At 73.8% G+C, this 26553-nt stretch carries 19 protein-coding genes; 5 read left to right on the top strand and 14 right to left on the bottom strand.

Annotation, left to right across the window (positions count from 1 at the left end; translation table 11 throughout):
- Window positions 1-31 precede the first annotated feature (31 nt).
- Entirely contained in the window at window positions 32-1111 is a 1080-nt protein-coding gene (locus tag ABZ261_RS23505; RefSeq protein ID WP_356862218.1) for a LacI family DNA-binding transcriptional regulator, read from the bottom strand.
- 99 nt (window positions 1112-1210) lie between these two features.
- Window positions 1211-2230: a non-homologous end-joining DNA ligase gene (gene ligD, locus ABZ261_RS23500; protein ID WP_356862216.1), complete on the bottom strand. Its 1020-nt coding sequence runs from the start codon at window positions 2228-2230 to the stop codon at window positions 1211-1213.
- 74 nt (window positions 2231-2304) lie between these two features.
- Here ligD and ABZ261_RS23495 point away from each other — a divergent pair, with 74 nt between their 5' ends.
- A complete protein-coding gene (locus ABZ261_RS23495; protein ID WP_356862214.1) occupies window positions 2305-3384 on the top strand; it encodes an ATP-dependent DNA ligase in 1080 nt (359 codons plus the stop codon).
- A gap of 46 nt (window positions 3385-3430) precedes the next feature.
- Here ABZ261_RS23495 and ABZ261_RS23490 read toward each other — a convergent pair whose 3' ends face one another.
- From ABZ261_RS23490 to ABZ261_RS23480, 3 genes are all read right to left on the bottom strand, one after another.
- Window positions 3431-4621, bottom strand: a complete 1191-nt coding sequence (locus ABZ261_RS23490) for a zinc-dependent alcohol dehydrogenase (RefSeq protein ID WP_356862212.1) — start codon at window positions 4619-4621, stop codon at window positions 3431-3433.
- A gap of 215 nt (window positions 4622-4836) precedes the next feature.
- Window positions 4837-8070, bottom strand: a complete 3234-nt coding sequence (locus ABZ261_RS23485) for a TIM-barrel domain-containing protein (protein ID WP_356862291.1) — start codon at window positions 8068-8070, stop codon at window positions 4837-4839.
- Window positions 8071-8451: 381 nt separating this feature from the next.
- A complete protein-coding gene (locus ABZ261_RS23480; RefSeq protein WP_356862210.1) occupies window positions 8452-11136 on the bottom strand; it encodes an AAA family ATPase in 2685 nt (894 codons plus the stop codon).
- Between the two features lie 326 nt (window positions 11137-11462).
- Between ABZ261_RS23480 and ABZ261_RS23475 the strand changes: the two genes are divergently transcribed.
- Window positions 11463-12479, top strand: coding sequence for a DUF2510 domain-containing protein (locus tag ABZ261_RS23475; RefSeq protein WP_356862208.1), 1017 nt, complete (start codon window positions 11463-11465; stop codon window positions 12477-12479).
- A gap of 152 nt (window positions 12480-12631) precedes the next feature.
- Here the strand turns inward: ABZ261_RS23475 and ABZ261_RS23470 are convergent, their stop codons facing one another.
- A complete protein-coding gene (locus tag ABZ261_RS23470; RefSeq protein WP_356862206.1) occupies window positions 12632-13279 on the bottom strand; it encodes a TetR/AcrR family transcriptional regulator in 648 nt (215 codons plus the stop codon).
- 267 nt (window positions 13280-13546) lie between these two features.
- Between ABZ261_RS23470 and ABZ261_RS23465 the strand changes: the two genes are divergently transcribed.
- Together ABZ261_RS23465 and ABZ261_RS23460 are read left to right on the top strand one after the other, a co-directional pair.
- Window positions 13547-14347, top strand: coding sequence for a phosphatase PAP2 family protein (locus ABZ261_RS23465; protein ID WP_356862204.1), 801 nt, complete (start codon window positions 13547-13549; stop codon window positions 14345-14347).
- Window positions 14344-15321, top strand: a complete 978-nt coding sequence (locus ABZ261_RS23460; RefSeq protein WP_356862202.1) for a hypothetical protein — start codon at window positions 14344-14346, stop codon at window positions 15319-15321. Before ABZ261_RS23465 ends, ABZ261_RS23460 begins: the two co-directional genes overlap by 4 nt.
- Window positions 15322-15438: 117 nt before the next feature.
- Here the strand turns inward: ABZ261_RS23460 and ABZ261_RS23455 are convergent, their stop codons facing one another.
- The 8 genes from ABZ261_RS23455 to ABZ261_RS23420 form a co-directional block, all read right to left on the bottom strand.
- Window positions 15439-16260: a phospholipid scramblase-related protein gene (locus ABZ261_RS23455; RefSeq protein WP_356862200.1), complete on the bottom strand. Its 822-nt coding sequence runs from the start codon at window positions 16258-16260 to the stop codon at window positions 15439-15441.
- A 211-nt stretch (window positions 16261-16471) separates the two neighbouring features.
- Window positions 16472-18649, bottom strand: a complete 2178-nt coding sequence (locus ABZ261_RS23450) for a discoidin domain-containing protein (RefSeq protein WP_356862198.1) — start codon at window positions 18647-18649, stop codon at window positions 16472-16474.
- Window positions 18650-18710: 61 nt separating this feature from the next.
- On the bottom strand, window positions 18711-20318 hold the full coding sequence (locus ABZ261_RS23445) for a glycoside hydrolase family 13 protein (RefSeq protein ID WP_356862196.1): 1608 nt from the start codon (window positions 20316-20318) through the stop codon (window positions 18711-18713).
- Between the two features lie 33 nt (window positions 20319-20351).
- Window positions 20352-21230: a carbohydrate ABC transporter permease gene (locus tag ABZ261_RS23440; protein WP_356862194.1), complete on the bottom strand. Its 879-nt coding sequence runs from the start codon at window positions 21228-21230 to the stop codon at window positions 20352-20354.
- Window positions 21227-22180: a sugar ABC transporter permease gene (locus tag ABZ261_RS23435; protein ID WP_356862192.1), complete on the bottom strand. Its 954-nt coding sequence runs from the start codon at window positions 22178-22180 to the stop codon at window positions 21227-21229. Before ABZ261_RS23435 ends, ABZ261_RS23440 begins: the two co-directional genes overlap by 4 nt.
- A gap of 5 nt (window positions 22181-22185) precedes the next feature.
- Window positions 22186-23532 (bottom strand): extracellular solute-binding protein, encoded by a 1347-nt coding sequence (locus ABZ261_RS23430; protein WP_356862190.1) that lies wholly within the window; start codon window positions 23530-23532, stop codon window positions 22186-22188.
- A 141-nt stretch (window positions 23533-23673) separates the two neighbouring features.
- On the bottom strand, window positions 23674-24672 hold the full coding sequence (locus ABZ261_RS23425; RefSeq protein WP_356862188.1) for a LacI family DNA-binding transcriptional regulator: 999 nt from the start codon (window positions 24670-24672) through the stop codon (window positions 23674-23676).
- Window positions 24673-24973: 301 nt separating this feature from the next.
- Entirely contained in the window at window positions 24974-25645 is a 672-nt protein-coding gene (locus ABZ261_RS23420; protein ID WP_356862186.1) for a hypothetical protein, read from the bottom strand.
- Between the two features lie 240 nt (window positions 25646-25885).
- Between ABZ261_RS23420 and ABZ261_RS23415 the strand changes: the two genes are divergently transcribed.
- Window positions 25886-26542 carry a helix-turn-helix transcriptional regulator gene (locus ABZ261_RS23415; RefSeq protein ID WP_356862184.1) on the top strand — a complete coding sequence of 219 codons (657 nt, stop codon included), beginning with the start codon at window positions 25886-25888 and terminating at the stop codon, window positions 26540-26542.
- Window positions 26543-26553: the final 11 nt, after the last annotated feature.

Here is a 26553-nt window from a genome sequence, read left to right as displayed (position 1 = left end):
GCCGCCCGGGCGGGGCCTGCGCGTGCCGCCGTCACGCGGAGGCGCGCCGTACCAGCGTCGTGGGCAGGATCACCGCCGCCGGCGCCGTGCCCGGCTCCGGGGCGGCCGCATCCTCGCCGGCGCGGTCGCCGCACAGGCCCCGCAGCAGCAGCCGGGCCATCAGCCGGCCCATGCCCTCGATGTCCTGACGGATCGTCGTCAGCGGCGGGTCGGTCTGCTCGGCGACCGGCGTCATGTCGTCGAACCCGACCACGGCCACGTCCTGAGGCACCCGCCGGCCGGCCTCGCGCAGCACCCGCAGGGCGCCGAGCGCGGTGAGGTCGTTCCCGGCGAACACCGCGTCCACGTGGGGGCAGCGGTCGAGGAGCTCGCGCATGGCGCGTTCCCCGCCGGCCGGCGTGAAGTCGCCCTCCGCGACCAGCCCGGGAGCGCCGCCGCCCGGCGCGTCGGCCAGGACGTCCCGGTAACCGTCGAGCCGGTCCACCGCCGAGGTCTGGTCCAGCGCGCCGGTGATGTGCGCGATGTGCCGCCGCCCCAGGTCCAGGAGGTGCTGGACCGCTGTGCGGGCCCCGCCCCGGTTGTCGCAGTCGACGTAGACCGCGTCCGGCTCCCTCTCGGCCCGGACGTCGTCGCTCCAGCCGGGCCGGCCGCCGAACACGGTGGGCACGCCGGCGTCGTTGATGAGGCCGGGCAGCGGGTCGTCCAGGTGCAGGGAGAAGACGAGCGCCCCGTCGACATGGCCGCCGGCGAGGTACCGGGCCACGCGCGCGTGGTCGGCACGGCCCTCGGTGAGCAGCAGCACCAGCTGGTTGTCGTGGGCGGTCAGCTCCTTGCTGATGCCGCGCAGCTGGAGCGCGAAGAAGGGATCGGCGAAGACCCGCGTCTCGGGTTCGGCGATGACGACGGCGACGGCGTCGTGCCGCCGGGTGACGAGGCTGCGTGCCGCCTGGTTGGGGACGTACCCCAGTTCCTCCACGGCCCGCCGGACCCGTTCGGCCAGCGGCTCGCGGACCCCGTCCCCGCCGTTGACCACGCGGGAGACGGTGGCCCGGGACACGCCGGCCCGGGCGGCCACGGCCTCCAGCGTGGGACGCGACACTGCCTCGGTCACTTCGGGACTCCTCGTCGGCGGCTCCCGATCAGGATAGCCGCGGGCCGCCGGGCCGCCGGGCCCGACCGGCGGCCGGGCGCCGCACGGCGGGACGGGGCTTCAGGACGCCGACTCGCGGCGGGCCCGGCTCGGCTGGACGCGTTTCGGTTCGCCGGGCATCTTCGGGTACTCCGGCGGGTACGGCAGATCGCCGAGGCCGTGGTCGTGTTCGTCCCGGCGGGCCAGTTCGAGCAGCGCCTCCAGGGAGAAGGCGTGGTCGTCCATGTCGGCGTGCACGTCGCCGGCCTCCGCGAACCGGGCCGGCATCGTGGCGAGGTCGAAGTCCCGGGGGTGTGCGTCACCGACCTCCTCCCAGCGCAGGGGCGCCGAGACGGGGGCGTGCGGGCGGGGGCGCACGGAGTAGGCGGAGGCGATGGTGCGGTCGCGGGCCGTCTGGTTGTAGTCGAGGAAGATCCGCCGCCCGCGCTCCTCCTTCCACCACTTGATGGTCACCCGGTCGGGCATCCGGCGTTCCATCTCCCGGCCGACCGCGATCGCCGCGCGGCGCACCTGGGTGAAGGTCCAGCGGGGCTCGATGGGGACGAAGACGTGCAGGCCCCGGCCGCCGGAGGTCTTCGGCCAGCCGCGCAGCCCGCCGAACTCCTCCAGGACGGCGCGCAGTTCGTGGGCGGCGCGGACCGCGTCGCCGTAGTCGGTGCCGGGCTGCGGGTCGAGGTCGATGCGGAGCTCGTCGGGGTGGTCGACGTCGGTGGCGCGCACCGGCCAGGGGTGGAAGGTGAGGGTGCCGTACTGGGCGGCCCACACCACCGCGGCCTCCTCGGTGGGGCACATCTCGTCGGCGCTGCGCCCGCTGGGGAAGGTGATGTGGGCGGTCGGGATCCAGCCGGGCATGCCCTTCGGGGCCCGCTTCTGGTAGAACCACTCGCCGCCGACGCCGTCCGGGTAGCGCTCCAGGGTGGTGGGGCGGTTGCGCAGGGCGCGCAGGATGCCGGGGCCGACGGCCGCGTAGTACCGGGCGAGGTCCAGCTTGGTGAAACCCCGCTCCGGGAAGAAGACCTTGTCCGGGCTGGACAGCCGTACCGTCCGGCCGGCCACCTCGAGTTCCACCGCAGCACCCATGCGGCCACGGTAGGCGCACCGCGCACAGCGCGCATACCGGGCGGATCGGGACGCGGACGAGCAGAATCGGAGGCATGGACCTGCCCGTCATGCCGCCCGTGATGCCCATGCTCGCCAAGTCGGTGGCGCGGATCCCGCCGGGCATGCACTACGAGGCGAAGTGGGACGGGTTCCGGTCGGTCGTCTTCCGGGACGGGGCCGAGGTCGAACTGGGCAGCCGTACCGGGAAACCTCTGACCAGGTACTTTCCCGAGCTGGTCGCGGCGCTGGCGGAGCGGGCGCCCGAGCGGTGCGTGCTGGACGGGGAGATCGTGGTCGCGCGCGACGGCCGGCTGGACTTCGACGCGCTGACCGAGCGGATCCATCCGGCGGCCTCCCGGGTGCGCACGCTGGCCGAGCGGACCCCGGCGTCGTTCGTCGCGTTCGACCTGCTGGCCCTGGACGACCGCTCCCTGCTCGCCGCGCCGCTGGCCGAGCGGCGCGCCCTGCTGGACCGGGCGCTCGCCGGGGCCACCGCCCCGGTGCACGTGGCGCCCGCGACGACCGACGTCGAGGTGGCCCGGCAGTGGTTCGAGCGGTTCGAGGGCGCCGGTCTCGACGGGGTCGTCGCCAAGCCGCTCACCCTGCCGTACCTGCAGGACGAGCGGGCCATGTTCAAGATCAAGCACGAGCGGACGGCGGACGTGGTGGTGGCCGGTTACCGCTTCCACAAGAGCGGCCCGGTGGTCGGCTCCCTGCTGCTCGGGCTGCACGACGGGCACGGCCGGCTCCAGCACGTCGGCGTGTCGGCCGCCTTCCCCATGAAGAGACGCGCCGAACTGGTCGAGGAGCTGGAGCCGCTGCGCATGGACGACGTGTCCGGGCACCCCTGGGCCGCCTGGACGGACGAGACCGCGCACGAGACGGCCCGGCTGCCGGGCGCACCGAGCCGCTGGACCGGCAAGAAGGACCTGTCGTGGGTGCCGCTGCGACCGGAGCGGGTGGCCGAGGTGGCGTACGACCACATGGAGAACGGGCAGCGTTTCCGGCACACGGCCCGCTTCCGTCGCTGGCGGCCGGACCGGACGCCGGAGAGCTGCACCTACGCCCAGCTGGAGGAGCCGGTGCGCTACGACCTGGCGGAGATCCTCGGCGGGAAGCCCGGCCGCGGCTGAGCCGCGGCCGGGCTTCTCGGCTGCACGGGGCCGGAGCCGCACGGGGTCACGGCTGCATGAGCACCTTGACGGCGCCGTCCTGCTTGCGCTGGAACATCTCGTAGGCGCGCGGCGCGTCCGTGAGCGGCAGCCGGTGGGTGGCGAAGTCGTCGACGCCGAGCGGGTCCTCGTCCGTCAGGTAGGGCATGATCCGGTCGGTCCAGCGGCGGACGTTGGCCTGCCCCATGCGCAGCTGGATCTGCTTGTCGAAGAGGGTGAGCATCGGCATCGGGTCGGCCATGCCGCCGTAGACGCCGCTGAGGGAGAGGGTGCCGCCGCGGCGGACCAGGTCGATGGCCAGGTAGAGGGCGCCGAGCCGGTCGACGCTGAAGCGTTCGGCGAGCGGTCCGCTGATCTTGCGGGGCATCAGCGCGGTGGCCTGCTGGGCGAGCTTGGCGGCGGCGCTGCCGTGGGCCTCGGTGCCGACGGCGTCGATCACGGCGTCCGGCCCCCGTCCGCCGGTCTCGTCCTGGATGGCGCGCACCAGCGCCTTCTCGTTGTCGAAGGCCCGCAGGTCGTACGTCTCCACGCCCCGCCGGCCCGCCCGGGCGAGCCGTTCGGGCACCAGGTCGACGCCGAACACCCGCTCGGCGCCGCGCGCCATGGCGATGCGGCAGGCCATGTCGCCGATCGGGCCGAGACCGAGGACGGCGAGGGTGCCGCCGGGCGGGACGGCCGCGTACTCCACGGCCTGCCAGGCGGTGGGCAGGACGTCGGAGAGGTAGACGAAGCGGTCGTCCGCCGGGCCCTCGGGCACCTTGATCGGGCCGAACTGGGCCTGGGGGACGCGCAGGTACTCGGCCTGGCCGCCGGGGACGGAACCGTACAGGCGGGTGTAGCCGAACAGCGCGGCGCCCATGCCCTCACCGGTGACCTGGGTGGTCTCGCACTGCGTGGGCAGCCCCGTGTCGCACATGAAGCAGTGCCCGCAGGCGATCTGGAAGGGGACCACGACGCGGTCGCCGGGCCGCAGGTTCGCCACCTCCGGGCCGACCTCCTCGACGATGCCCATCGGTTCGTGGCCGAGGATGTCCCCCGGCGTCATGAACGGCGTCAGCACCTCGTACAGGTGCAGGTCCGAGCCGCACAGTCCGGTCGAGGTGACGCGGATGACGGCGTCCGTGGGTTCCTCGATCCGCGGGTCGGGCACGTCCTCGACCCGGACGTCCCGCTTGCCCTGCCAGGTGACTGCCTTCATGGGGTCGCACTCCCTCGGTCGCGTGTGGGCGGCTCCTGTGTGGGGTGGCGGGCCGGGTACCCGGGCGCCGGCCGCTGAACCCCGGCTCCGTGCCGTTCGGCCGTGCCCTCGATGTCCGGACGCGATCGCGGCGTGACACCGGCACGGCACGGCAGGGGGCCCTGTGCGTCCGGCGCTCGGCCGGACGCACAGGGCCCGCGGCACTGCCCGGTCGGCTACCGGTAGGAGAGGGTGGTGCCGCTGCGGATGCCGCGTTCGGGCGTGCTGATCCGCAGGACGTGGGTGCCGGCGTCCCAGTGCCAGGCCGACGCCGACATCCGTGTGCCTCCCGCGGTCACCCGGCTCGGGGGGTGTTCCACTCCCAGGAAGGACACGGTCCAGGTGCGCCGGGCCGTCTGCCCCCGGAAGGACCCCCGGGTGGGGCCGATCCTCAGCACGTGCGAGCCGTCGTGCTCCGAGTAGCGGATCCGCGTGGTCGCCGACCGCCCCGGGACACGGCCGGCGCCGTCGTCCTCGTAGAGGGAGAAGGAGCCGGACGCGCCCGCGGCCACCGTGACGCCGACCCGGGACAGCGGGCGCTGCGCGTCGCCGGCCCCGCCGTCGGACCGGGCGGCGACGATGCCGCCGGCGCGGACGAAGACCGGCATGGTGTCCAGTGTCGTCGTGACGTCGTACGTGGCGCCGCCGGCGGGCGCGGTGTAGGTGCGTCCGGTGAAGTAGTCCGTCCACTCCCCCGGCGGGAACCAGACCCGCGTGGTGGCCTCGGAGCCCGGCGTGGCGACCGGCGCGACCAGCATGTCGGGCCCGTAGAAGTACTCGCTGTCCGCCTTGGCGTAGGCGTTGGCCTCCTCCGGGTACTCCAGGTACAGCGGCCGCAGGATCGGGACCCCGGTGGCGTTCGCCTCGTGGGCCAGCGTGTAGGTGTACGGCACCAGCGCCTCGCGCAGCCGGAGGAAGGCCTCGGCGGACTTGCGCGCCTCGGGGCCGTACTGCCAGGGCAGGCGGTCGCTGTGGTTGCTGTGCAGGCGGTCGATGGGCTGGAAGGTGCCCAGCTGCACCCACCGGGCGTACAGGTCGTCGGGGAGCTTGGTGGTGCGGTGGGTCCGGCCGTCCGCGACGTACGTCTCCGCGCCGGGGATGCCGTACGGGTCGTTGTGGCCGCCGATGTCGTGGCTGACGGCCGGGAGCCCGGTGGCGGCCGACTCGCCCGGCGTGTAGCCGATCTCGGCGCGCAGGGTCCCCCAGTTGGACGTCGTGTCGCCGGTGAAGTGGAGGGTGCTCCGCTTGTCGGCCCACGGTCCGGTGGGCAGGCCCACTCCGCCGCTGTAGCCGCCGGCCTGCAGGGATCCGTAGGCGCGGGAGAAGGCGAAGCCCCGCTCACTGGTCTCGGAGGTGAGGCCGGCGTACTTCTGGTTGATCCACGCGTCCGGGGTGACGCCGGCCTGCGAGGAGCGGGAGGCGTCGCAGCACCAGTCCAGCCACCAGAAGTCGTTGCCCGCCCGGTCCAGTGGGCGGTGCAGGTCGAGGTAGGCCTTGAGCTGGTCGGGGTCGCCGAAGTCGAAGGTGTAGCAGTCCGAGCCGGCCGCCGGCGCGCATCCGCCCTTGCGCAGCTTGCCCTTGGCGGTGGCCTGCGCCGCCGCGAACCGCGGGTCGGATCCGAGGATGCTCGGGTGCACGTTCAGGGTGCTGTGCAGCCCCTGGCCGGCCACCCAGTCGAGGAAGCCCTTGGGGTCGGGGAACTTGCCGGGGTCGAAGTTCCAGCCGCTCCAGGTGTTCGGCGACTTGAAGTCGGTGTCCATGACGAGCACGTCCAGGGGCACGTTCGCGTCGCGGAACGCCGACACGACGGACTTGTAGCCGTCGGCCGTGCGGTCGATGTACTCCGAGTACCAGACGCCGTAGGCCCAGCGGGGCAGCAGCAGCGGCGGCCCGGTCAGCTTGGCGAGGTCGGCCAGGCCCTGCCGGTAGTCGTGGCCGTAGCCGAAGAGGTAGCCGTCCTGGTACGGGCGCCCCTGGTGGCCGGGGCGCGCGGAGGCCTTCTCGGTGCCGGTGTCGAAGACGGCCGAGGGCGTGTCGTCGAGCAGGTGCCAGCCGTCCCGGTACAGCAGTCCGGGGGTGGTCCACGGGGTGGGGTCGCTGTCGCCGTTCAGCCCGTCGAGGCTGCGCCGGTAGCCGCCCAGGGCGAGGTGCGGCGCGGGCGCCGGCTCGGTCCGCCGGCTCAGTGCGAGGGTGTCCAGGTTGACGTGGCAGCTGACGGCCTGCGGGCAGGTCAGGGTGACCTCGTCGGCGCCCGCCTTCAGGTCGACGGGGACGGACACCGACAACCAGGTGTCCCAGTCGGCCGTGGGCGGCAGGGACACGGTGCGGTGCGTGCCGCCGCCGGTGGCCACGGTCACCTCGCGCGCCTGGTGCAGGCCGTCGCCGCCGACGCCGTTGGCGTAGCGCAGGTGCAGCGTGTAGGCGCCGTCCTCGGGGACCCCCACGATCCGGTCCGAGACCCGCGCCCCCTGGTCGAGTTCGGCGGTGAAGCCGTAGCCGGCGTGGCCGTCGTGGTCCGTGGCGACGACCGCGGAACCCGACAGGAGGGCGTCCTCGGCCTCGCAGCTCGTGCCGAACCGGCAGCCCGCGACGGCGCTGTCCTCCCGGGAGGGGTAGCCGGCTCCCGGGGTGAGCAGGGCGACGCTGTCGACGTTGACGTTCCCGGAGTCGGAGGCGGCGCGGTGGAGCCGCACCGTGTGCGGGCCCGCGCCGAGGGACAGCGGCAGGCGGGCCACGCCCCAGGTGTTCCAGTCGTCCGTCGCGGGCAGGGTGAACGTCCGGTCGGCGCCGCCGTCCACGCTGAGGCTGAGGGTCCGGCTGTCGTGGCGGCCGTCGCTGCCGACGGCGTTGGCGTAGCGCACGGCGAACTCGTACGTGCCCTTCGCGGGCGCCTGCACGTCCGCGGTGAGGGAGTTGCCCTCGGCCTCGAACCCGGCCAGGAACCCCTTCCCGGTGAAGCCCCGGTGGTCCGCGGCCATGCCGGGGCCGTCGTACAGCCGGTCCTCGACCTCGCACAGGTCCCCGGCGTCGCAGACGGAACGCTGCCAGGGCGCCGCCAGTACCGGCTGCTCCCCCGCGTGGAGGGCGACGGTCAGGTTGTCCGCGGTGAACGGCCCGGAGCCGATCCGGTAGCGCAGGGTCACTTCGCTGGTGGTGATGGTCAGGACGCCGTCGCGGACGGCCGACGTGTAGTGCGGCGGTGTGAAGGAGCCCCGGCCGATCGCGTTGAACGTGGACCGGTCCTCGAACCGGCCGTCCCCGGCGTACTCCGTGCGGATCAGGGTGGGCGAGAGCACCTCGAACCGGGCGTTGTCCACCGTCACGGCCGGGATGCGCGCCGCCGTGCTCGCGGTGTCCGCGCTCGCGACGCCCGGGAAGGTGAGGCCGAGGGCCACCGACGCGCCGGCCATGATCTGTCCGACGATCGGTGCGCGCAGTCTGCGGAAGGATCGGGTGAACGAAGGTGGCACGTCACGCTTCCTCTCATGGTCGGGCACCGCACGGGCGCCACGGACATGCGGCGACGACCGCACGTGCGAACCGGCTCGCGAGTACAACGTTGTAGATACGGCCTCAGGCATGAGATCACGCTCCGTCTCACGCGTCCACACCTCGGACCGGACATCGTTGTCGGACATCGCTCCCGACGGCCGCTGCGGCTCAACTCGCCTAACCAGGCAAGGTGAGTGACGCCGTGTCGGCGGAAACCTCGCCGCGGGGCGACCGGTCAGGGGCCGTGCCGCAGGGCGAGGCGGCGGACCGGGCCGGGCGCGTCCACGGGTGACGCCGGCTCAGTGCAGGTCGCGTCCCGTCTCCAGCGCCTCGCGGGCCCGCGCGGCCAGCCCGTCCGCGCCGCAGGCGAGGGCGAGGTCCAGGCCCCGGTGAAGTTCCGCCGTGGAGCGGGCGGCGATGCCGTACTCGACGCGGGCCGCCGCGTGCTCGTACTGGCAGGGCGAGGCCTCCAGGTAGGTGACGGCCCGGGCGGCGAGATGCGCGGCGCGCCGGCCCGTCGCCAGGGCGGCGGCGCAGCGCAGGGCCTCGCCGACGGCGGTGTCCGTGCCGAACCGCTCGGCCTGCCGGCGGGCGTCGGCCGCGAGCCGCGCCGCCCGTTCCGGGTTCTCGGCGGCGACGGCCTTGGCGAGGTCGACGGACCAGGGCGCCAGGACGGGGTTGTGGCCGCCGCGTGAGGCGGCGGTCTTCTCGGCGGCCTCCAGTTCGTCGATGCCTTCCTGGGTGCGGCCGACGGCGAGCAGCAGCCGGCCACGCACGGAGCGGATGTCGGGCAGCACGATGGTGGACGGGTACGGCGGCGCGAACCCGTACTGCTCGGCGACCGACCAGGCCTCCTCGACGCGGCCCCGGGCCAGCAGGGTGTCCACCAGTCCGCAGGTGGCCGACCAGTACAGCGGCAGGCGGCGGCCGACGCGTTCGGCGAGGCGGAGGGCCTCGCGCAGGGTGCACTCGGCGTCCCGCAGCCGGCCCTGCCTGCGGTAGGCCAGCCCGAGGAAGGCGTTGGCCAGGGAGAGGTGGCCGCCGCGCCAGCCGGCGCAGGTGTAGACGCGGCGGGCCTCGGCGAAGAGGCTCTCGGCGCGGTCCAGCCGGTCGGCGTACGCGTACGCGCTGCCGAGCATCATCAGCAGTTCCATGCCCCACTCGGGGTCGGTCCAGCCGAGGCCGGGCGCGAGGCGGCCGTTGACGAGGGCGCGGTCGCACAGCTCGATGACCTCGTCGGCGCTCTCGCCGTGCGTCATCGCGTCGAAGCCGCGCAGGATCAGCAGGACGCGCTCGGCGTTGTCGCGGCCGGTGCAGGTGGCGGCCAGGTCGGCGAGGCGCCGGGAGCGGGCCGGGGAGACGGTCTCGCCGTGGATGCCCTCCCACATGAACTGGAAGGCCTGCAGCCGCATCCGGACGGGGCCCGCCTCGTGCCGGGCGGCTTCGGCCTCGACCGTGCGGACGGCCTCCTCCAGCTGGTCGTTGTGGAGCAGCGCCTGGGAGAGGCGGACCACGGCGTCGACGCGGTCGCCGGCGTCCAGGCCCGGCATGCCGAGCGCGGTCTGCAGGTGGCCGATGGTGACCGCGGGGTTGGTCAGCGAGGTGGCGCAGCCCAGTTCGTAGAGGACCTGCGCGTGCACCTCGGGGAGGGGCGGCTCCCGCAGGGCGCGTTCCAGGCAGCGGCGGGCCGCGTCGGGCGCGCCGACGGCGAGGTGCTCGCGGGCGGCCTCGCGCAGCTGCTCGACCAGCTCCTCGTCGTCGTCCGGGTGCACCTTCAGCAGGTGCCGGGCGGCCTCGGCGGCGCCGCGTCCCAGTTCGGTGAGGATCTGGGCGGCCACGCCGTGCATGGCGGTGCACACGCCGGGCGGGATGGAGTTGTAGACGGCGGTGGCGATGAGCGGGTGGACGAACTCCAGCTCGCCGTCGTCGTGATCGAGGCCGGCGGCGGGGTCGGGAGCGGTCAGGATGCGGGCGCTGCACAGGACCTCGGCGCAGCCGCGGGCGAGGTCCTCGTCCATGGTGGCGAGGCGGGCGACCATGTCGACGGTGATGCCGGTGCCGAGAATGGCGGCGGCCCAGGCGAAGCGGGTGGCCTCCAGGCCGAGGCCCTTGAGCCGGTCGACGAGCCCGCCGCCGCGGGCGGCGCGGTTGAGGGCGCGCAGCTCCCCGGCCCGTGCCTCGACCGGCTGCAGTTCGCTGTCCTGCACCTTGGCGAGGAGTTCGACGGTGTCGTAGGGGTTGCCGCCGGTGACGGCCCAGACCTCGCGGCAGAACGGGTCGTCGGCGTGCCGGCCGAGGGTGGCGCGGGTGAGGCCGGCGGTGGCGTCGGGGGTGAGGGCGCTGAGGTTGCTGACGGGGTGGCGCGCGGCGGCGGCCACCGCCTCGAGGTGGCGGGCGCTGTCCCCGCGGACCTCGCCGGGGCGGCGGGCGACCACGACGAGCACGGGCAGGTCGTCCAGGCGTTCGGTGAACGCGGCGAGCCAGCGCAGGGTCTCCTGATCGGCCCAGTGGGCGTCGTCGAGGAGCAGCACGAGCGGCCATGCGCGGCGGGCGAGCCGGCGCACCGCGGCGACGAGTCCGTCGCAGACGTACTGCGGGTCGGCGTTGCCCTCCCGCGGATCGGCTATGCCGAGGGCGGGGCCCGCGATGTCGTACCAGTCGCCCAGGTGGGCGCGGGCCTCCTCGGGCCCCAGGGACAGCAGCGCGGGCTGCAGCAACTGCCGTAACACGGTGAACGGGACGGATCTCAGGGTCTCGGCGCCGCGGGCGGACCAGACGGTGCAGCCGCGGCGTTCGGCGATCCGGCGGGCCTCGGCCAGCAGCGCGGTCTTGCCGAGTCCCGACTCGCCCCGGACGACCAGCAGGCTGCCCGCGGACGACTGTTCGGCGCACAGGTCCTCGACCGCCCGTGCGACGGTGGCGATCTCGGCGTCCCGCTCCCACAGGGAAGCCGAGGCGGCCGCCGGCGGCCGTCCCTCCGTCATCCCGTCACCTCCCCAGGTCGCCCGAATGACGTACAGAGCATGAGCGTAGCCGTCCACCGGGGCGTGCGGCGGACGGTCACGGCAGGTGCTGCCCCGCCGGGTGAACCGGGGTGCGGGCGGGCGACGCGCCTGCCGTCCGGACCAGCGGACGGAGCGTCAACGGCGCCCGCGCGGGCCGGAGGAGAGGGACGGGGAGGGTGGGACCGCCGTGCGGGGAGGGCCGTGGACGACGGCCGGGAAAAAGTGCGGGGTGAAATGTTCCGGTACGCGGGATTGGCGGCGGATGCTCTCATCCGGCTTTCACCGTCGCCTCTTACGGTGGGCACATGACGCAGGTGACTCCTCCCGGGTGGTACCCCGACCCCGGTCAGACGAATGACGGTCCGCCCACCGAGCGCTGGTGGGACGGCACGGCCTGGACGGGGCGGACCCGCCCCGCGGGCACGGTCGCCCCGTGGGGCCCGCCCGCCGGGCCCGCGCAGCCGGCCGGGCAGGCGCCCGCGGGGTACGGCGGGTATCCGGCGTACCAGGGGTACCCGGGGTACCCCGCGTACCCGGCCCAGCCGCCGGCACGGACCCGGAGCGGGCTGCGCACCGGCATAGCCGTCGCGGCGGCCGCCGCGGTCCTGGCGAGCATCGGGGTCGGCGTGTACGCCCTCTCCGAGGACGGCGGCGGCAGCGGCGACCGCGTCGGGGCGCAGCAGCGGCCGGGCGGCGGGGACGACGGCCGGGGCGGCCCGTCCGGCGGGCCCGGCGGCGGACCGGGCGGGGCCTCGCCGTCCCCGGGGCGGACCGGGGCGCCGAGGATCGGGGGCGGCGGCACGGTGCCCGACCCGGTCAACGGCATCAGCCTGCCGGTGCCGAAGGGCTGGAGCGGGCAGAGCATCGGCAGCGGCGTGCAGGTGACCTCCGACGACTCCTACCCGTGCCCGGGCGACTCCGCCCAGACGTGCACCGCGGGCGGCGCCTACACGGCTCCGGCGGCGGCGTCGGGCGCCGGCGCCGACACGGCCGAGAAGGTCGCCAAGGCGGACATCGCGGCCAACGCCAAGCAGTCCTACGGCGGCACCACCTACGGCAGCATCACCTCGCACGAGGTGCTGGCCTCCGGGCCGGTGACGGTGGCCGGGCAGAAGGGCTACCGCGTGCGCTGGAAGGCGGTCACCAGCAAGGGCGCCGACGGCTACGTCGAGTCGGTCGCCTTCCCCTCGCCCGGCGACGACTCCCGGCGGCTCGTGGTCGTGCGCTTCGGCGTGGACGTCGGCAAGGACGTGTCCGTCATCGACGAGATCCTGAGGGGGATCAAGGCGTCGTCCGGCGGCGGCAACGGCCAGGACGTCTGAGACACAGGCCGGCCGGGTGGGACTCCCTTCCGCTCGAAGGGAGTCCCACCCGGCCGGGTGCGCGCCGCCCCCGTCCCCACGGTGCGGCGCGGTCGGGCCGCCGTCCAGTCATCCCGTGAACGGCGCCCCGGGTCGAGGGGGATGCGTCCGGATCAGCCGACACCGCCCCGGTCCGGACGAACCCCCTGCGTCAGTCCGAGCGCGGGCAGCACCGCGGCCTCCACGAACCCGACGAGGTAGTCGGCGTCCGCGTACCGGCCGCAGAGCACCGGCCGCACCCGCAGGACGCCGAACATCATGTCGGGCACGTACGCCAGCGCCGGGTGGCCCGCGGGCACCTCGCCCCGGGCCACGCCCCGGGCCAGCATCTCCTCCAGCGCGGCGATCTCCGGCAGCACCAGTGCCTCGCGCAGCGCCTGGGCCAGTTCCTGGTCCGCCGTCACCGCGTGCCCCAGCGCCTGCAGCAGCCTGGTGTCCTTGTCGGACCAGTCCCCCGCGGCCCGCGCGGCCTGGCGCAGGTCCTCGGCGAGCGAGCCGGTGTCGATGCCGGCGAAGCGCACCCGGCGGCTGGCGCGCAGCGCGGCCGCGACGAACTGCGGCTTGGTCTTCCACTGCCGGTAGAGCGTGGACTTGCTGCAGCGGGTGCTGGCGGCGATGCCCTCCATGGTGACGGAGTCGTAGCCGCACTCGCGGATCTGTTCCAGCACGGCGTCGAAGAACTCCCGCTCACGCTCGGGGGTGATCTTGGAGCGGCGCGAGGCGGCGACCGTCTCCGGTCCGTCCGCGGCCTGCGACGTCATGCGCTGCTTCTCCTCACTCGTGGTGCGGCCGGCCGTCGGCGGCCGGCTCGCCGGCATCCGGCCGCGCGTGCGCACGGACCCTGTCCCCAGTGTGACGCACATCGATCGATACGCAAGTGTACCGGTACTCGATCGTATCGGTACACTGGCGTATCGGTACACTGGCGTTTCGGTACGCCGACGTACCGATGATTCCCGGACCGGGCACGCACCCGGCGCCGGGACCCGCACCACCACACGCACCACCGTCAGCGAAGGGGCCGGGGGATGCATGCCCGAACCGAGCCTGCCGAGGCGCAAGCGGAGCCGGACACCTCGGCACGCCCGCCCCTGATACGCGAGTTCCTGCTGGTCGCGGGGCTGTTCCTGGTCTACAAGCTGGGCCGGCGCCTGGCCGTCGGCCACACCGGCGCCGCCTTCGCCGACGCACGCGGCGTGTGGCGCCTGGAGCGGGCCCTGCACCTCCCCCACGAGACCGCCGTGCAGTCCGCGCTGCTGCACGGCGGCGTCCTCGTCCGCCTGGCGAACACCTATTACGCGACCGTCCACTTCCCGGCCACGCTCGCCTTCCTGGTCTGGCTCTACCTGCGGCGCCCCGCGCACTACGTGTGGGCGCGCCGGGTCCTCGCGGTCGTCACCACGGCCGCCCTGGTGCTGCCGTTCGCCTTCCCGCTGGCCCCGCCCCGGATGCTGGCCGGCACCGGCCTGGTGGACACCGCCCGCGTCTACGGCCCGTCCGTGTACGGGCCGCCGGCCGACGACCATCTGTCCAACCAGTTCGCCGCGATGCCGTCGCTGCACTTCGGGTGGGCTCTGATGGTCGCGGTCGGTCTGATCGCCGCCACCCGGTCCCGTCGGCGCCGCCTGTGGCTGCTGCACCCCCTGATCACCCTGCTGGTGATCGTCGGCACGGCGAACCACTACTGGCTCGACGCGGCCGTCGCCGCGGTCATGCTCGGCGCCGCCCTCGCGGTCGTCCCCGCGCCGCGGCGCACGGCCACCACGGCCCGGCGCGGCGCCGGCCGGCCCGCGGCGCGCGAGGCCGTGCCGGCGGGAGCGGTCCGGTGAGCGCCGCCGCGGTCGCCGCGCTCGCGCTGTCCCTGGTGTCGGCCGTCGCCTACGCGCTGGCCGCGGTCGCGCAGGAGCGCCTCGCCGCGCGCGGCGCCGGAACCGGCCTGCTGCGCCTGCTGGGCACCGGCGCCTGGTGGTCGGCGGTCGGGCTGAACGCCGCCGCCGCGCTGCTGCACGTCGTCGCCCTGAAGTACGGCCCGCTGACGGCCGTCCAGCCGCTGGGCGCGCTCACCCTGGTCGCCGCCGTGCCGCTGGGCGCGCGGGCGGCCGGCCGGCGGGTCCGGGCGGCGGAACGGCGCGGCACGGCCCTGACCCTGCTGGGGCTCGCGGCGCTGCTCGTCACCGCCTCGGGACCGGCGCCCGCGCGGGTGCTGTCCCTGCCGGAGGCCGTGGCGGTCGCCGGTACGGCCGCCGCCGCGATCGGCCTGCTGGCCCGGCCCGGCGTGCGCCCGGGGCTGCGGCACGCGACCGCGTCCGGCTTCGCCTCCGGTGTCGCCTCGGCGCTCACCCAGACGGTGACCGTGGCGGCCACCGGCCGCTCCGGTCCGGTCCCGGTCGCCGAGGTGGTCGTGGTCGCGGTGCTGGTCGCCGCGTTCGCCGTCGGCGGGCTGCTGCTCTCCCAGACGGCGTACCGGGGCGGCCTCGGCGGTCCGCTGGCCGTGGTCACCCTCGCCAACCCGGTGGCCGCCGCGGCGGTGGGCCTCAGCCTGCTCGGCCAGGGTCTGCGGGGCGGCTCGGGCGGTGTCCTGCTGGGGCTGGCCGGAGCGGGGCTGGCGGCGCGGGGCGTGGTGCTGCTGACGCGGGCGGCGCCCGGGCCCGGCCGGGCGGGGCGCACCGGAGCGGACGACGGGCATCCGGTGGCGGCGGTGCCGGCGCCGGAGCCCGCGACGGCCGCCGCCGAGCCGGCGCGGGCGCCGGGGCGGACGGTGCCGCGGCAGCCGGAGCGGCCGGGGCGTCTCACCGCTTCGTGATCCCGTACGGCCGTCCGGCGGCGGTTCGTCGGCTCCGAGGCAGTACGGCGGCGGCCGGTGCGCGGAGGAACCTCCGCGTGCACCGGCCGCCGTCGCCGTACGTTCCCGCGCCGCCGGTCAGCCCCAGCCGCGCGCGTCCTGCTTGAGCGCGGTGTCGACCGTCAGCGCCGTCGCCACCACCAGGCTCAGCAGCGGCTCGGGCAGCTGGTAGTGGATCTGCAGGACGTAGTTGTCCGCGGTCGTGAACAGCGTCTTGGCGAGGCCCTCCCAGGTCTTGGTGATCCGGGCGACCTCGTTGTCCGCGTGGTCGACGATCGCGAAGTTCCAGGCCCGCCAGTTCTCCGCCTTGATCGCGCCGACCTGCTGGCCGTTCGCGACCATCGCGAAGTTGATCTTGCCGATCATGTTCTTCTGGACGATCTCGCCGACCGGCGATCCGTCCGGGCGGGACACGATCACCCGCGACTTGAAGACCTTGGCGGGCCGGGTCAGCAGCAGCTGCGGCTGGCCGTAGGCGTCACGGATCTCCAGCTTGTGGGTGAGGAACTGGTCGAGGCTGGAGACGAAGCGCAGGATCTTCCTCAGCACGCCCTGCCCGACCTGGGTGACCGAGCCGATCTCCCGGCCGCTCTGATCCATGACCTTGTACTCGTTGGTCAGCTCGATCAGCTTGGCCTTCTGGTTCACGACCAGGACGGGCTCGGTGAACAGGGTGCCGCCCCCGGGGCCGGCGGCCGCGACACCGGCCTGCTGCTGCACCTGGCGCTGCACCTTGGCGTCGGCGGCCTGCGGGGCCGGCTGCGGCGGAACCTGCCCGGCGCCCTGCTGGGCCGGGTTGGTGTGCTCGGTCCACTGCGAGCCGTCCCAGTAGCGGAGCGTCTGGGCCGCCCCGTGCGGGTCCGGGTACCAGCCTGCAGGAGTGTTCGATTGCGTGGTCACCGGGGCACACTACCCTGACGTGACCGGTACCTGACCAGTCCGTACGAAACGGTGTCCTCCGCGCATCCGTCCCGTGACGATCACCGGGGCCGCCGCGTCGCCGGCCCCGGCGACACGGGCCGGCGGGGAACGGCGGCGGACCCCCGGACCCGGCGGCCGGGCCCGGGGGCCGGCGCCGCCGGGCGGGAGCCCGGCCGGCCGTCCCTCCCGATCAGGAGGTCAGGTACGCCTCCACCTCGCTGAACTGCCCTGCCGGCCAGCCGGTGTTGGCGCTGACCGTCAGGCGCAGGTAACGCAGGTTGGTGCCGCCGGGCAGGGACACGGTCGCGGTGTTGCCGGTGGCCGGGTCGAAGCGGTAGCCCTGGGCCGCGGCCACGGTCGAGTAACCGGAGCCGTCGGTGCTGCCGAGCACCGTGACCGTCTGGGTGCGGGCGCCCCAGGCCGCGGACGGCGGCAGCTTCAGCACCAGCCTGCGCACGGCGTAGGAGGAGCCGAGGTCGACCGTGAGGGACTGCGGGAAGGCGTTGTTGGCGGACTCCCAGTACGACTGGGCGTCGCCGTCGACGGCCCTGCCGGGCGTGTAGACGTCCTGGGAGCCGGTCGCGGTGGCCGGACGGCCCTTGGCGAGGTTGCGGTTCGGGTCCGGCTCGGGGTTGCCCTGGCCGGGCCGGGGCCAGGTGGAGCAGTCGGACCAGGTGCTGGACCAGCCGGAGTTGCCGCCGCCGTCGGTGAGCGTGAAGGATCCCGAGTTCGCCGGGTAGGGGCAGTTGTAGACGCCCGCCGCGCCGACCCCGGTGGCGGTGACGTTCTTGAAGGTCGCCGCTCCCTGCGCCTCGGCCTGGACCACCACCGTGCCGGTGTTCTGCACGGTCGCGCCGCTCACGTTGACGTTGCGGACCGGGTAGCCCTGGCCGCCGCCGGAGACGAACTCGAAGGCGCTGTACGGGCTGCCCGTGATCGTCGTGTTGGTGATGTTCACGGTCGCGTTGACCGCGCTGTCGTAGGAGTCGACGCGCAGCGCGCCCATCGGATGGTTCCAGTTGGGGTTCATCGCCCCGGTGCGCACCAGTGTGTTGCCGTCGACCGTGATGGTGCCGGCGAGGGGGTGGAACGGGTCCAGGAACTTCTGGTTGGAGATCGCGATGCCGCTGCCGAGGGCGTTGGTGTCGGAGACCAGGTTGTTCCTCACCGTGATGTCGGTGCCGCCGTAGATCGCTATCCCGTTGGCGAGGTTGGGCTGCGAGACGGTGTTGTTCTCGAAGCTGGAGTCGGTGTCCGGGGAGTACAGCGACCACATGGCGAGGGCGTCGTCGCCCTGGTTGCGCAGGAAGTTGTTGCGGACGCGGACGCCCTTGGCGGTGCCGTTGAGGTTGAGCCCGTCGGCGGTGGTGTCGAGGACGCGGTTGTTCTCCACCACCAGGTTGTCGTTGTTGCCGGTGAGCCACAGGCCGACCTTGAGGTGCTGCAGCCACATGCCGGAGACCGAACTGCCCGGCCCGAGCGACCCGTTGACGAAGTTGTCCGGGTTGGAGTCGACACGCTCGGTGACCTCGCCGATCACCGCGAAGTCCTTGATGCGGACGTTCCCGGCGGATCCGGACTGGTCGATGAAACGGGAGGCGTGGACGACCGAGTGCCACGGTCCGGCGCCCTGCAGGGTCACGTTCTGCACGCCGTTCAGGGAGGACGTGAGCCGGTAGTCGCCGGGCGGGATCCACACCGTGCCGCCCTGGGCGGCGGCGATGGCGTCGCGGAACGCCTGGGTGGAGTCACCGTTGCCGCTGGGGTCGGCGCCCTTGGAGACCACGGACACCGAGCCCGCCGGCTGACCGGCGGCGGAGGCGGCCTGCTCGAAGTCGGCGACGTCGACGGTGACCTGGACGCCGGCCGCCTCGACGGCGACCTTGTCGCCGGCCTGGACGTCCCGCCCGAGCAGCATCCGGGTGTTGTCGAAGAAGTGGTGGGTCTTCGAGCCGGTGATCCAGCCGGTGTCGATGTAGGAGTACTTGGAGGTCACCGGGAGCGTCCTGGCGAGCCTGGTGCCGTTGACGTACACGTTCAGCGCGCCGGACTGGCCGTCCGGGACGCTGTAGGCGACGTTCAGCGCGTTGGCGGCGCGCGGCACGGTGAACTCGACCCGCTGCCCGGGGGACAGCCGCACGGCCTGGCGTCCGGAGGCCTCCGAGGCGAGGGTGCCCTGCGTGTAGTCGGGTCCGATCTTCGTGCCGTCGGTGGCCGCCGACTCGGCCTCCACGGAGGTGAAGGGGAGCGTGGCCCCGGCCGCCGCCCGGGCCGCCGGGGCGACGGCCACGAGCATGCCGGCGGCGAGGGCGACGACCGCCCCGGCGGCCGGCAGGCGCCGGAGGTGTCCGGCAGTTGTGCTGTGCATGTGCTGATCCCTTCGTGGTGGGGGTGCGTGGGATAGCGAGGTGCGTGCGGGGGGGGGCGGCTCAGGCGCGCAGCCAGGCCGCCGTGTCCTGCGGCAGCCGGCCCGCGTCGTCCAGCGGGCCGCTGCTGAGCAGGAGCCGGGAGTGCGCGGGCAGGCCGGCGGGTGCGGGCGCGAGGTTGACCACGCACAGCGCGCCGTCCCCGCGGGAGAAGGCGAGGACGCCGTCGGGCGCGGGCAGCCAGGTCAGGGGGCCGTCGCCGAACACCGGGCGCAGGGCGATGGCCCGGCGGTACAGGGACAGCATGGAGTGGGGGTCGTGCTCCTGGCGGTCCACCGCGTACGACGGCCAGTCGGCCGGCTGCGGCAGCCACGGCTCCTCGCGCGAGCCGAAGCCCGCGTACGGCCGGCCGGCGGCCCACGGCAGCGGCACCCGGCAGCCGTCGCGGCCGGGGTCGGCGCCCTGCGACCGGAAGTACATCGGGTCCTGGATGCGGTCGGCCGGGATCTCCGCCTCCGGCAGGCCCAGCTCCTCCCCCTGGTAGAGGTAGACCGCGCCGGGCAGCGCCAGCGACAGCAGGGCCGCGGCCCGCGCCCTGCGGGTCCCGAGGGCCAGGTCGGTCGGCGTGCCGAAGGCCTTGGCGGCGAAGTCGAAGGCGGTGTCCTCCCGGCCGTACCGGGTGACCGTGCGGGTGACGTCGTGGTTGCACAGCACCCAGGTGGCCGGGGCGCCGACGGGGGCGTGCTCGGCGAGGGTGGTGTCGATCGAGGCGCGCAGCCGCGCGGGGTCCCAGGGGCAGGTCAGGAAGGAGAAGTTGAAGGCGGTGTGCAGTTCGTCGGGACGCAGGTAGCGGGCGAAGCGCTCGGGGTCGGGGAGCCAGACCTCGCCGACGAACACCGCGCCGTACTCGTCGGCGATGCGCCGCCAGGAGCGGTAGACGTCGTGGAGTTCGTCGCGGTCCAGGAAGGGGTGCGGTTCCGGGCGGGCGGCGAGGTCGGGCAGGTCCGGGTCCTTGGCGAGCAGGGCCGCCGAGTCGATGCGGACGCCGGCGACGCCCCGCTCGAACCAGAAGCGCAGGACGTCCTCGTGTTCCTGGCGGACGGCCGGGTGGGCCCAGTTCAGGTCCGGCTGCTCGGGGGTGAACAGGTGCAGGTACCACTCGCCGTCGGGCACCCGGGTCCACACCGGTTCGGTGGAACCGGCGAACTGCGACGGCCAGTCGTTGGGCGGGAGTTCGCCGTGCGCGCCGCGGCCCGGCCGGAAGTGGAACAGCTCCCGCTCCGGGCTGCCGGGTCCGGCGGCGAGGGCCGCCCGGAACCAGGGATGCTGGTCGGAGACGTGGTTGGGCACGATGTCGACGATGGTGCGGATGCCCGCCTCGCGGGCCTCGGCGATGAGCTTCTCCGCCTCGGCGAGGGTGCCGAAGGCCGGGTCGATGCTCCGGTAGTCGGCGACGTCGTAGCCGCCGTCCTTCATGGGCGACAGGTACCAGGGGGTGAACCACAGGGCGTCCACGCCGAGTCCGGCGAGGTAGGGCAGGCGGGAGCGGACGCCCGCGAGGTCGCCGGTGCCGTCGCCGTCGCCGTCCGCGAAGCTGCGGACGTACACCTGGTAGATGACGGCGGAGCGCCACCAGTCAGGGTCCTTGGGGGCATGGCTGGGCTGTCCCACTGAGCTGCCTTTCTGTAGACGGGGGCGTCGGCGTCAGCCCTTGGTGCTGCCCGCGCTGATCCCGGCGATGATGTGCCGCTGGAAGACGAGGAACAGCGCCACCATCGGGATGCTGGCGATCACCATCGCGGCGACGAGCACGGTGAGCTGGATGTTCTGCGAGAGCTGGACGAGGGCCACGCTGATCGGCTGCTTCCCGGTGTCGGGGAAGACCATCAGCGGCCACAGGAAGTCCTGCCAGACGGCCACCAGCGCGAAGATCGACACCACGCCGAGCACCGGCCGGGACATGGGCAGCACCACGGACCACAGCGTGCGCAGCCTGCCGGCGCCGTCGATCTCGGCGGCCTCCAGCACGTCGCGCGGGAGCTGGTCGAAGAACCGCTTGAGGAGATAGAGGTTGAAGGCGTTGGCGACCGCCGGCAGCCAGATGGCCAGGGGGTCGTCGAGCAGGCTGGTGTGGATCAGCGGCAGGTCGGCGACCGTCAGGTACTTGGGCACGACCAGGGCCTGCGCCGGGACCATGAGGGTGGCGAGGATGCCGCCGAGGACGACCTTGCCGAAGGCCGGCTTCAGCTTGGACAGGGCGTAGGCGGCGGCCGTGCAGAACACCAGCTGGAAGGCCCAGGCGCCGGCGGCCTGGACGACCGTGTTCGTGAGGTGCTGCGGGAGCTGCATCAGGTCCCAGGCGTCGGTGTAGCCGCCGGTGCGCCAGTGATCGGGGACCAGGGTCGGCGGGGTGCGGGCGATCTCGTCCGGGGACTTCATCGCGCCGGTCACCATCCAGTACACCGGGAAGAGGAAGGCGAGGGTGAAGCAGACGACGACGGCCGTGAACACCGTCCAGTAGACGGCCTTTCCGCGGGGGCGGGCGAGCGTGGCCGGCGAGATCAGGGTGCGGGTGGCGCTCATGCGTCCCCCTCGGAGCGGGTGAGCCTCAGGTAGACGGCGGAGAAGGCGCCCAGCAGGAGCAGCAGCATCACGCTGAGGGCGCAGGCGCCGCCGAAGTCGTTGTAGAGGAAGGCGTACTTGTAGATGAGGTAGAGGACCGTGACGGTGGCGTTCTCCGGGCCGCCGCCGGTGATGACGAACGGTTCGGTGAAGACCTGCATGGTGGCGATGATCTGCAGCAGCATCAGCATGAGGATCACGAACCGGGTCTGCGGGATCGTGACGTGCCGGATGCGCTGGAGCAGGTTCGCGCCGTCCAGTTCGGCGGCCTCGTACAGCTCGCCGGGGATGGACTGCAGGGCGGCCAGGTAGATGAGGACGGTGCCGCCCAGGTTGGCCCAGGTGGCGACGAGGACCAGGGAGACGAGCGCGGTGTCGGCGCCGTTGGACCAGTTGGAGGTGGGCAGGTGCAGGAAGCGCAGCGTCTCGTTGGCCAGGCCGGCTCCGGGGTCGTAGAACCACTTCCACAGCAGGGCGCTGACCACCGGCGGGATCATGACCGGCAGGTAGACCACGACCCGGAAGAACGCCTTGGCGTGCCGCAGCTCGTTGAGGACGAGGGCGAGGACGAAGGGGACCGCGAAGCCGATGAGCAGGGCCAGCAGGGTGAAGACGAGGGTGTTGCGCCAGGCGGCCCCGAACTCCGGGTCGTGCAGCACGCGGGTGAAGTTGGCGGTGCCGACCCATTCGGGCGGGGAGCCCGGGGTGTACTTCTGGAAGGCGATCACGACCGCGCGGATCGCCGGGTACCAGGAGAACAGGGCGAAGCAGATCAGGCCGCCGAGGAGGAAGGCGTAGGCGCGGGCCTGGTCGGCGAGGCGGCGCCGGCCGCGGTCCCGCGCCGGGAGCGGCGCCGGGGCCGGGCGGGCGGCGGCCTGCGCCGCGGGGCGCCGTTCGGCCGTCTTGGTCATGGCGGTCAGCTCCGGGCGAGAATGCCGTCGATCTTGCCGGAGGCCTCTTTCAGGAGCTGGTCGATGTCGGCGTCCTCCTTGGTGAGGACGGCGGAGACGACGCCGTCGAGGACGGAGTAGATCTGCTGGGCGTGCGGCGGTTCGATCTTCATCCGGAGTTTGCGGCTGCCGTCCAGGAAGGCCTGGTAGTTCCCCACCGGGACGTTGGCGTTGGCCTTCTTCACCCTCTGGTCCTCGGCGTCGGCGGCGCCGGTGAACAGGCGCGGTTCGGGCAGGCCGACCGGGGCGTCGTGCTTCCGGGCGCGGGCGTAGTCGCCGAGGAAGCCCTTGCCGGGGGTGAGGAACATGTGGTCGAGCCACTTCAGGCCGGCCCGGATCTGGGCGGGCGTGGCGCGCCGGCTGAACATGTAGCCGTCGCCGCCGATGAGGGTGCCCCGGCCGCCCGGCATGGGGGCGAGGGCGAGGTCCTTGTAGTCGCCGCCCTTCTCCTTGACCAGGATCGGGATGTTGTCGGGCGCGGCGAGGTACATGCCGAGCTTGCCCGAACCCATCATCTGCTGCACGTCGTTGATGACGAGGAGCTGCTTGCTGCCCATCGAGTCGTCGGTCCACCGCATGTCGTGCAGGTTCCGCAGGACGGCGCGGCCCTCGGGGGTGTCGACGGTGGCCTTCGCGCCGCCGGCGTCGACGACGTCGCCGCCCTGTGAGTACAGCTCGGCGGTGAAGTGCCAGCCGCCCTGGTTCTGTGCGCTGTAGTCGGCGTACCCGACGGTGCCGTCGCCGAGGGCGGCGATGCGCTTGGCGGCGGCGCGGACCTCCTGCCAGGTCGCGGGGGGCTTGTCGGGGTCGAGCCCGGCCTTGCGGAAGAGCTCGCGGTTGTAGATCAGGCCCATCGAGTAGCCGGTGCGCGGGATGCCGTAGACCTTGCCGTCGACGGTGTAGATGTCCCGCAGCTGCTTCTGGATGCTGCCGTAGCTCTTGAGTTCCTTCAGGTACGGGGTGAGGTCCGCGGCCTGGCGGATGTCGACGACGTGCCGCGCGTCGGTGAAGTACGTGTAGAAGACGTCCTCCATCCGCCCGCCGGCGAGCTTGGCGTCGAAGGTCTTCGGGTCCTGGCAGGGGAAGGCGTCGTGGGCGACGACGTCGATGTCCGGGTTGCGCTTCTCGAACGCGGCGACGTCCTGCTCGAAGAAGGCGCGGTCGACCTTGGCGCTGCGGGGCGGCTCGCAGTTGACGGTGATACGGGTCTTGCCGCCCGCCGAGCCGCCGTCGCCCGATCCGCAGGCGGCGAGGGCGAGGGAGGAACAGACGCCGATCGCGACGGCGGTACGGCGGAACCCGGTGCTTCTCATCGGTGGACCCCTCAATGGCACTCAAGGCGGCGGCGGTTGGGTGCCGCACACTCAAGCACCGCCGACATCCGACCGCAAGATGTCACGCAGAATCTGTAATTATTCGACAGGTTCCCGCAGGCAGCCGGATGCGGCGGGCCCTCAGTCCCGGGGGGCTTGCGCGGTGGATCCGCGCACCACCAGCTCGGGCTCGAACAGCAGCTCTTCGGCGGGCACGGCGGTGCCGCCGATCTGCGCGTTCAGCAGCTCGACCGCCGCGCGGCCCATGGCCTCGATGGGCTGCCGGACGGTGGTGAGCGGGGGCTCGGTGCAGTTCATGAACGCCGAGTCGTCGTAGCCGACGACGGAGATGCGGCCGGGGACGTCGTGCCCCTTGCGGCGGGCGGCCCGGACCGCGCCGAGCGCCAGGGGGTCGCTGGCGCAGATGATGCCGGTGACGCCGCGGTCGATCAGCCGGGAGGCGGCGGCGTGCCCGCCCTCCAGGGAGAAGATGGCCCGCGCGACGAACTCCTCCGGCAGGTCCCCGGCGATCGCCCGGGCCGCGGCCAGCTTGCGCGCCGAGGGCACGTGGTCGCCGGGGCCGAGGAGGAGGCCGATGCGCTCGTGGCCGAGGGAGGCCAGGTGCCGCCAGGCCTGCTCGACGGCGACGGTGTCGTCGCAGGACACGGCCGGGAAGCCGAGGTGTTCGATGGCCGCGTTGACGAGGACGACCGGGATGTTGCGGTCGGCGAGCAGCCGGTAGTGGTCGTGCGGCGCGTCCGCCTGGGCGTACAGGCCGCCGGCGAAGACGACGCCGGAGACCTGCTGCTGCAGCAGCAGGTCGACGTAGTCGGCCTCCGACACCCCGCCCTTGGTCTGCGTGCACAGCACCGGGGTCAGCCCGAGCTGGGCCAGCGCGCCGCCGATGACCTCGGCGAACGCAGGGAAGATCGGGTTCTGCAGCTCGGGCAGGACCAGGCCGACCAGCCGGGCCCGCTCGCCGCGCAGCTGGGTGGGGCGCTCGTAGCCGAGGACGTCGAGCGCGGTCAGCACCGCCTGGCGGGTGGCGTCGGAGACGCCCGGCTTGCCGTTGAGCACCCGGCTGACCGTGGCCTCGCTGACCCCGACCTTCTTCGCCACTTCCGCAAGTCGTCGCGTCATGGACGCAAGCCTAGCGCAAATCACGCAAGTGGCTTGCGTCGGCGCCTCCCGGCGGTCCGCCGCCCGCAAGGCCCCCGGCCGGGACGGCTGTCGCACGGCATGGGTCTCGTGCGGCCGGGACTGTTCTCCGGCGCGGCCACACCGTCGGCGTGCAGGAGCGGGATGCCGGCGGCGTCCGCCGGGGCCGCCGGACGATCCGCACGGCCCGGCACGGGGACGGGAGCGGCACCGCAGCCGCGTGCCGGGGCCGGGCGCCGGCCGACCCGGCGCCGCCGGTGACCTGAACACCGGCGGTGCCGGATCAGCCCTCGGGGGCCGGGACGACCGTCAGGTGCGCGCCCGTCCCCCGGGGACGGCGCGGACGGCGGACCGGCGCGGCGGACCGGCCGGGATCGCGCAGGACCATCGACAGACGCCGGTAGCCGAGCTCCAGCAGCGGCTGCGGCGCCTCCTCGACGATGCGGCACTCGGTGCGCCCCCGGCGCGGGTCCGGGTGGAGCAGGAGCCGCACGGCGCCGTCGAGGCGGGCCCCGGCCTCGCCGACGGCCCGCATCCAGTGGGGCAGGCCCTGCCGGTAGGCGGCCTCCATGATCGGGTCCTGGGCGATGTCCCGGCGGACCGCCTGGAGTTCGTGGTCGTGCCCGTACGTCTCCAGGGCGGAGCGCAGCTGGGCCAGCATCGGCAGGCACCAGCCGGGCTCGTGCTCGCCGAGCACCTCGCCCGCGTCGGGGTGGAACAGCACGAACCGCAGGAAGTTGTCCCCCGGCATGGCCGTCGGATGCGGGCGCACGCCGCGGAAGAGCGTCGCGTAGGCGCTGTTGGCCATGACCACGTTCCAGTGGCGGTCGACGACCAGCGACGGACAGGACTGGTGCTCCAGCAGTGCTGCGTAGTCCTGGAGGTACGCCTGGGTCTCGCAGGTGTCGGGGACGGGCCGCGGTGCCGGCCGCTGCCCTCCTGCCTGATGTGCCATCGGGAGGTCACCCCTCTTGCCTCTGCGGCCTTTCACGCGGCGATGCGATCCTGCTGCCCCGCACGAGTCGTGTCAACTATCGTGGCATTTCATGCCGCTTGACGGCCGAAATTCGCCACAGTTGTGGCGACACCTGGATGTGGGTTCGAGACACCCGCTACTCTCCGGGAAGTTCACGGCGATCGCTCGTGAGAAGCACGGACGCATCTGAAGCCCTCGAGAGACGTAGGAGTTCTGTCGGTGACGGATGGCTACGAGGATCCGGGCGCCTCGGCGACCGCCCAGCTGCCGGCCGTCGTCGCCCGCGTCACCGCGCTCGCCGACCGGCTCGGCGTGGCGCACGCCGAGGTCTTCGACGTCGGGCGGCTCTCGTTCGCCTGCGGGGTGCCGGAGCCGGTGGTCAGGGCCCTGCTCAGCGGCCGGCCCGCGGGCGAACCGGACGTCCAGGCCCGCTTCCTGCAGCGCCTGGACCTGCTGCGCCGCACCCGGCTGAAGCCCAACGGCCGCCGGTACACCCAGCAGGAGATAGCCGACGGCGCGGGCATGTCGCGCCAGCAGGCCGGCGCCCTCATCAACGGCGACCGGCGGCCCACCATGGAGCACTGCGACGCCCTGCAGCGCTTCTTCCGGGTGCACGCGGGCTTCCTCACCGCGGAGGACCCCGAGGCGCTGGCGGGCGCGCTGCAGCGCACCGAGCAGGAGCTGCTGCAGAAGCTCGCCGACCGGGAGCGGGCCGCCGCCGAGGCCGCGGCGGACCCGCTGGAGCGGCTGCTGCAGGACCACGGCGTGCGCGGGATCGCCTGGCGGGCCGCGCAGTTGCCCACCGACCACCACCGGGACAAGGTCGCGGAGTGGCTCGACATGCTCTTGGAGAGCGTCAAGCGGCCCGAGTCGTGAGCAGGGGAGGA

Origin of the sequence: Streptomyces sp. NPDC006193 (assembly GCF_040613915.1) — a bacterium.
Taxonomy (GTDB): domain Bacteria; phylum Actinomycetota; class Actinomycetes; order Streptomycetales; family Streptomycetaceae; genus Streptomyces.
The sequence above is the reverse complement of the archived record's forward strand: the minus strand, read 5'-3'. Positions and strand labels throughout refer to the sequence as shown.

What these genes read in the sequence shown, in the direction of transcription:
- ABZ261_RS23435 (WP_356862192.1), bottom strand. Translation starts at nt 22,180, where the DNA reads ATGACCAAGACGGCCGAACGGCGCCCCGCGGCGCAGGCCGCCGCCCGC.
- ABZ261_RS23485 (WP_356862291.1), bottom strand. Translation starts at nt 8,070, where the DNA reads ATGGCCGGCGCGTCGGTGGCCCTCGGCCTCACCTTCCCGGGCGTCGCG.
- ABZ261_RS23470 (WP_356862206.1), bottom strand. Translation starts at nt 13,279, where the DNA reads ATGACGTCGCAGGCCGCGGACGGACCGGAGACGGTCGCCGCCTCGCGC.
- ABZ261_RS23495 (WP_356862214.1), top strand. Translation starts at nt 2,305, where the DNA reads ATGGACCTGCCCGTCATGCCGCCCGTGATGCCCATGCTCGCCAAGTCG.
- ABZ261_RS23425 (WP_356862188.1), bottom strand. Translation starts at nt 24,672, where the DNA reads ATGACGCGACGACTTGCGGAAGTGGCGAAGAAGGTCGGGGTCAGCGAG.
- ABZ261_RS23450 (WP_356862198.1), bottom strand. Translation starts at nt 18,649, where the DNA reads ATGCACAGCACAACTGCCGGACACCTCCGGCGCCTGCCGGCCGCCGGG.
- ABZ261_RS23480 (WP_356862210.1), bottom strand. Translation starts at nt 11,136, where the DNA reads ATGACGGAGGGACGGCCGCCGGCGGCCGCCTCGGCTTCCCTGTGGGAG.
- ABZ261_RS23440 (WP_356862194.1), bottom strand. Translation starts at nt 21,230, where the DNA reads ATGAGCGCCACCCGCACCCTGATCTCGCCGGCCACGCTCGCCCGCCCC.
- ABZ261_RS23430 (WP_356862190.1), bottom strand. Translation starts at nt 23,532, where the DNA reads ATGAGAAGCACCGGGTTCCGCCGTACCGCCGTCGCGATCGGCGTCTGT.
- ABZ261_RS23465 (WP_356862204.1), top strand. Translation starts at nt 13,547, where the DNA reads ATGCATGCCCGAACCGAGCCTGCCGAGGCGCAAGCGGAGCCGGACACC.
- ABZ261_RS23420 (WP_356862186.1), bottom strand. Translation starts at nt 25,645, where the DNA reads ATGGCACATCAGGCAGGAGGGCAGCGGCCGGCACCGCGGCCCGTCCCC.
- ABZ261_RS23475 (WP_356862208.1), top strand. Translation starts at nt 11,463, where the DNA reads ATGACGCAGGTGACTCCTCCCGGGTGGTACCCCGACCCCGGTCAGACG.
- ligD (WP_356862216.1), bottom strand. Translation starts at nt 2,230, where the DNA reads ATGGGTGCTGCGGTGGAACTCGAGGTGGCCGGCCGGACGGTACGGCTG.
- ABZ261_RS23490 (WP_356862212.1), bottom strand. Translation starts at nt 4,621, where the DNA reads ATGAAGGCAGTCACCTGGCAGGGCAAGCGGGACGTCCGGGTCGAGGAC.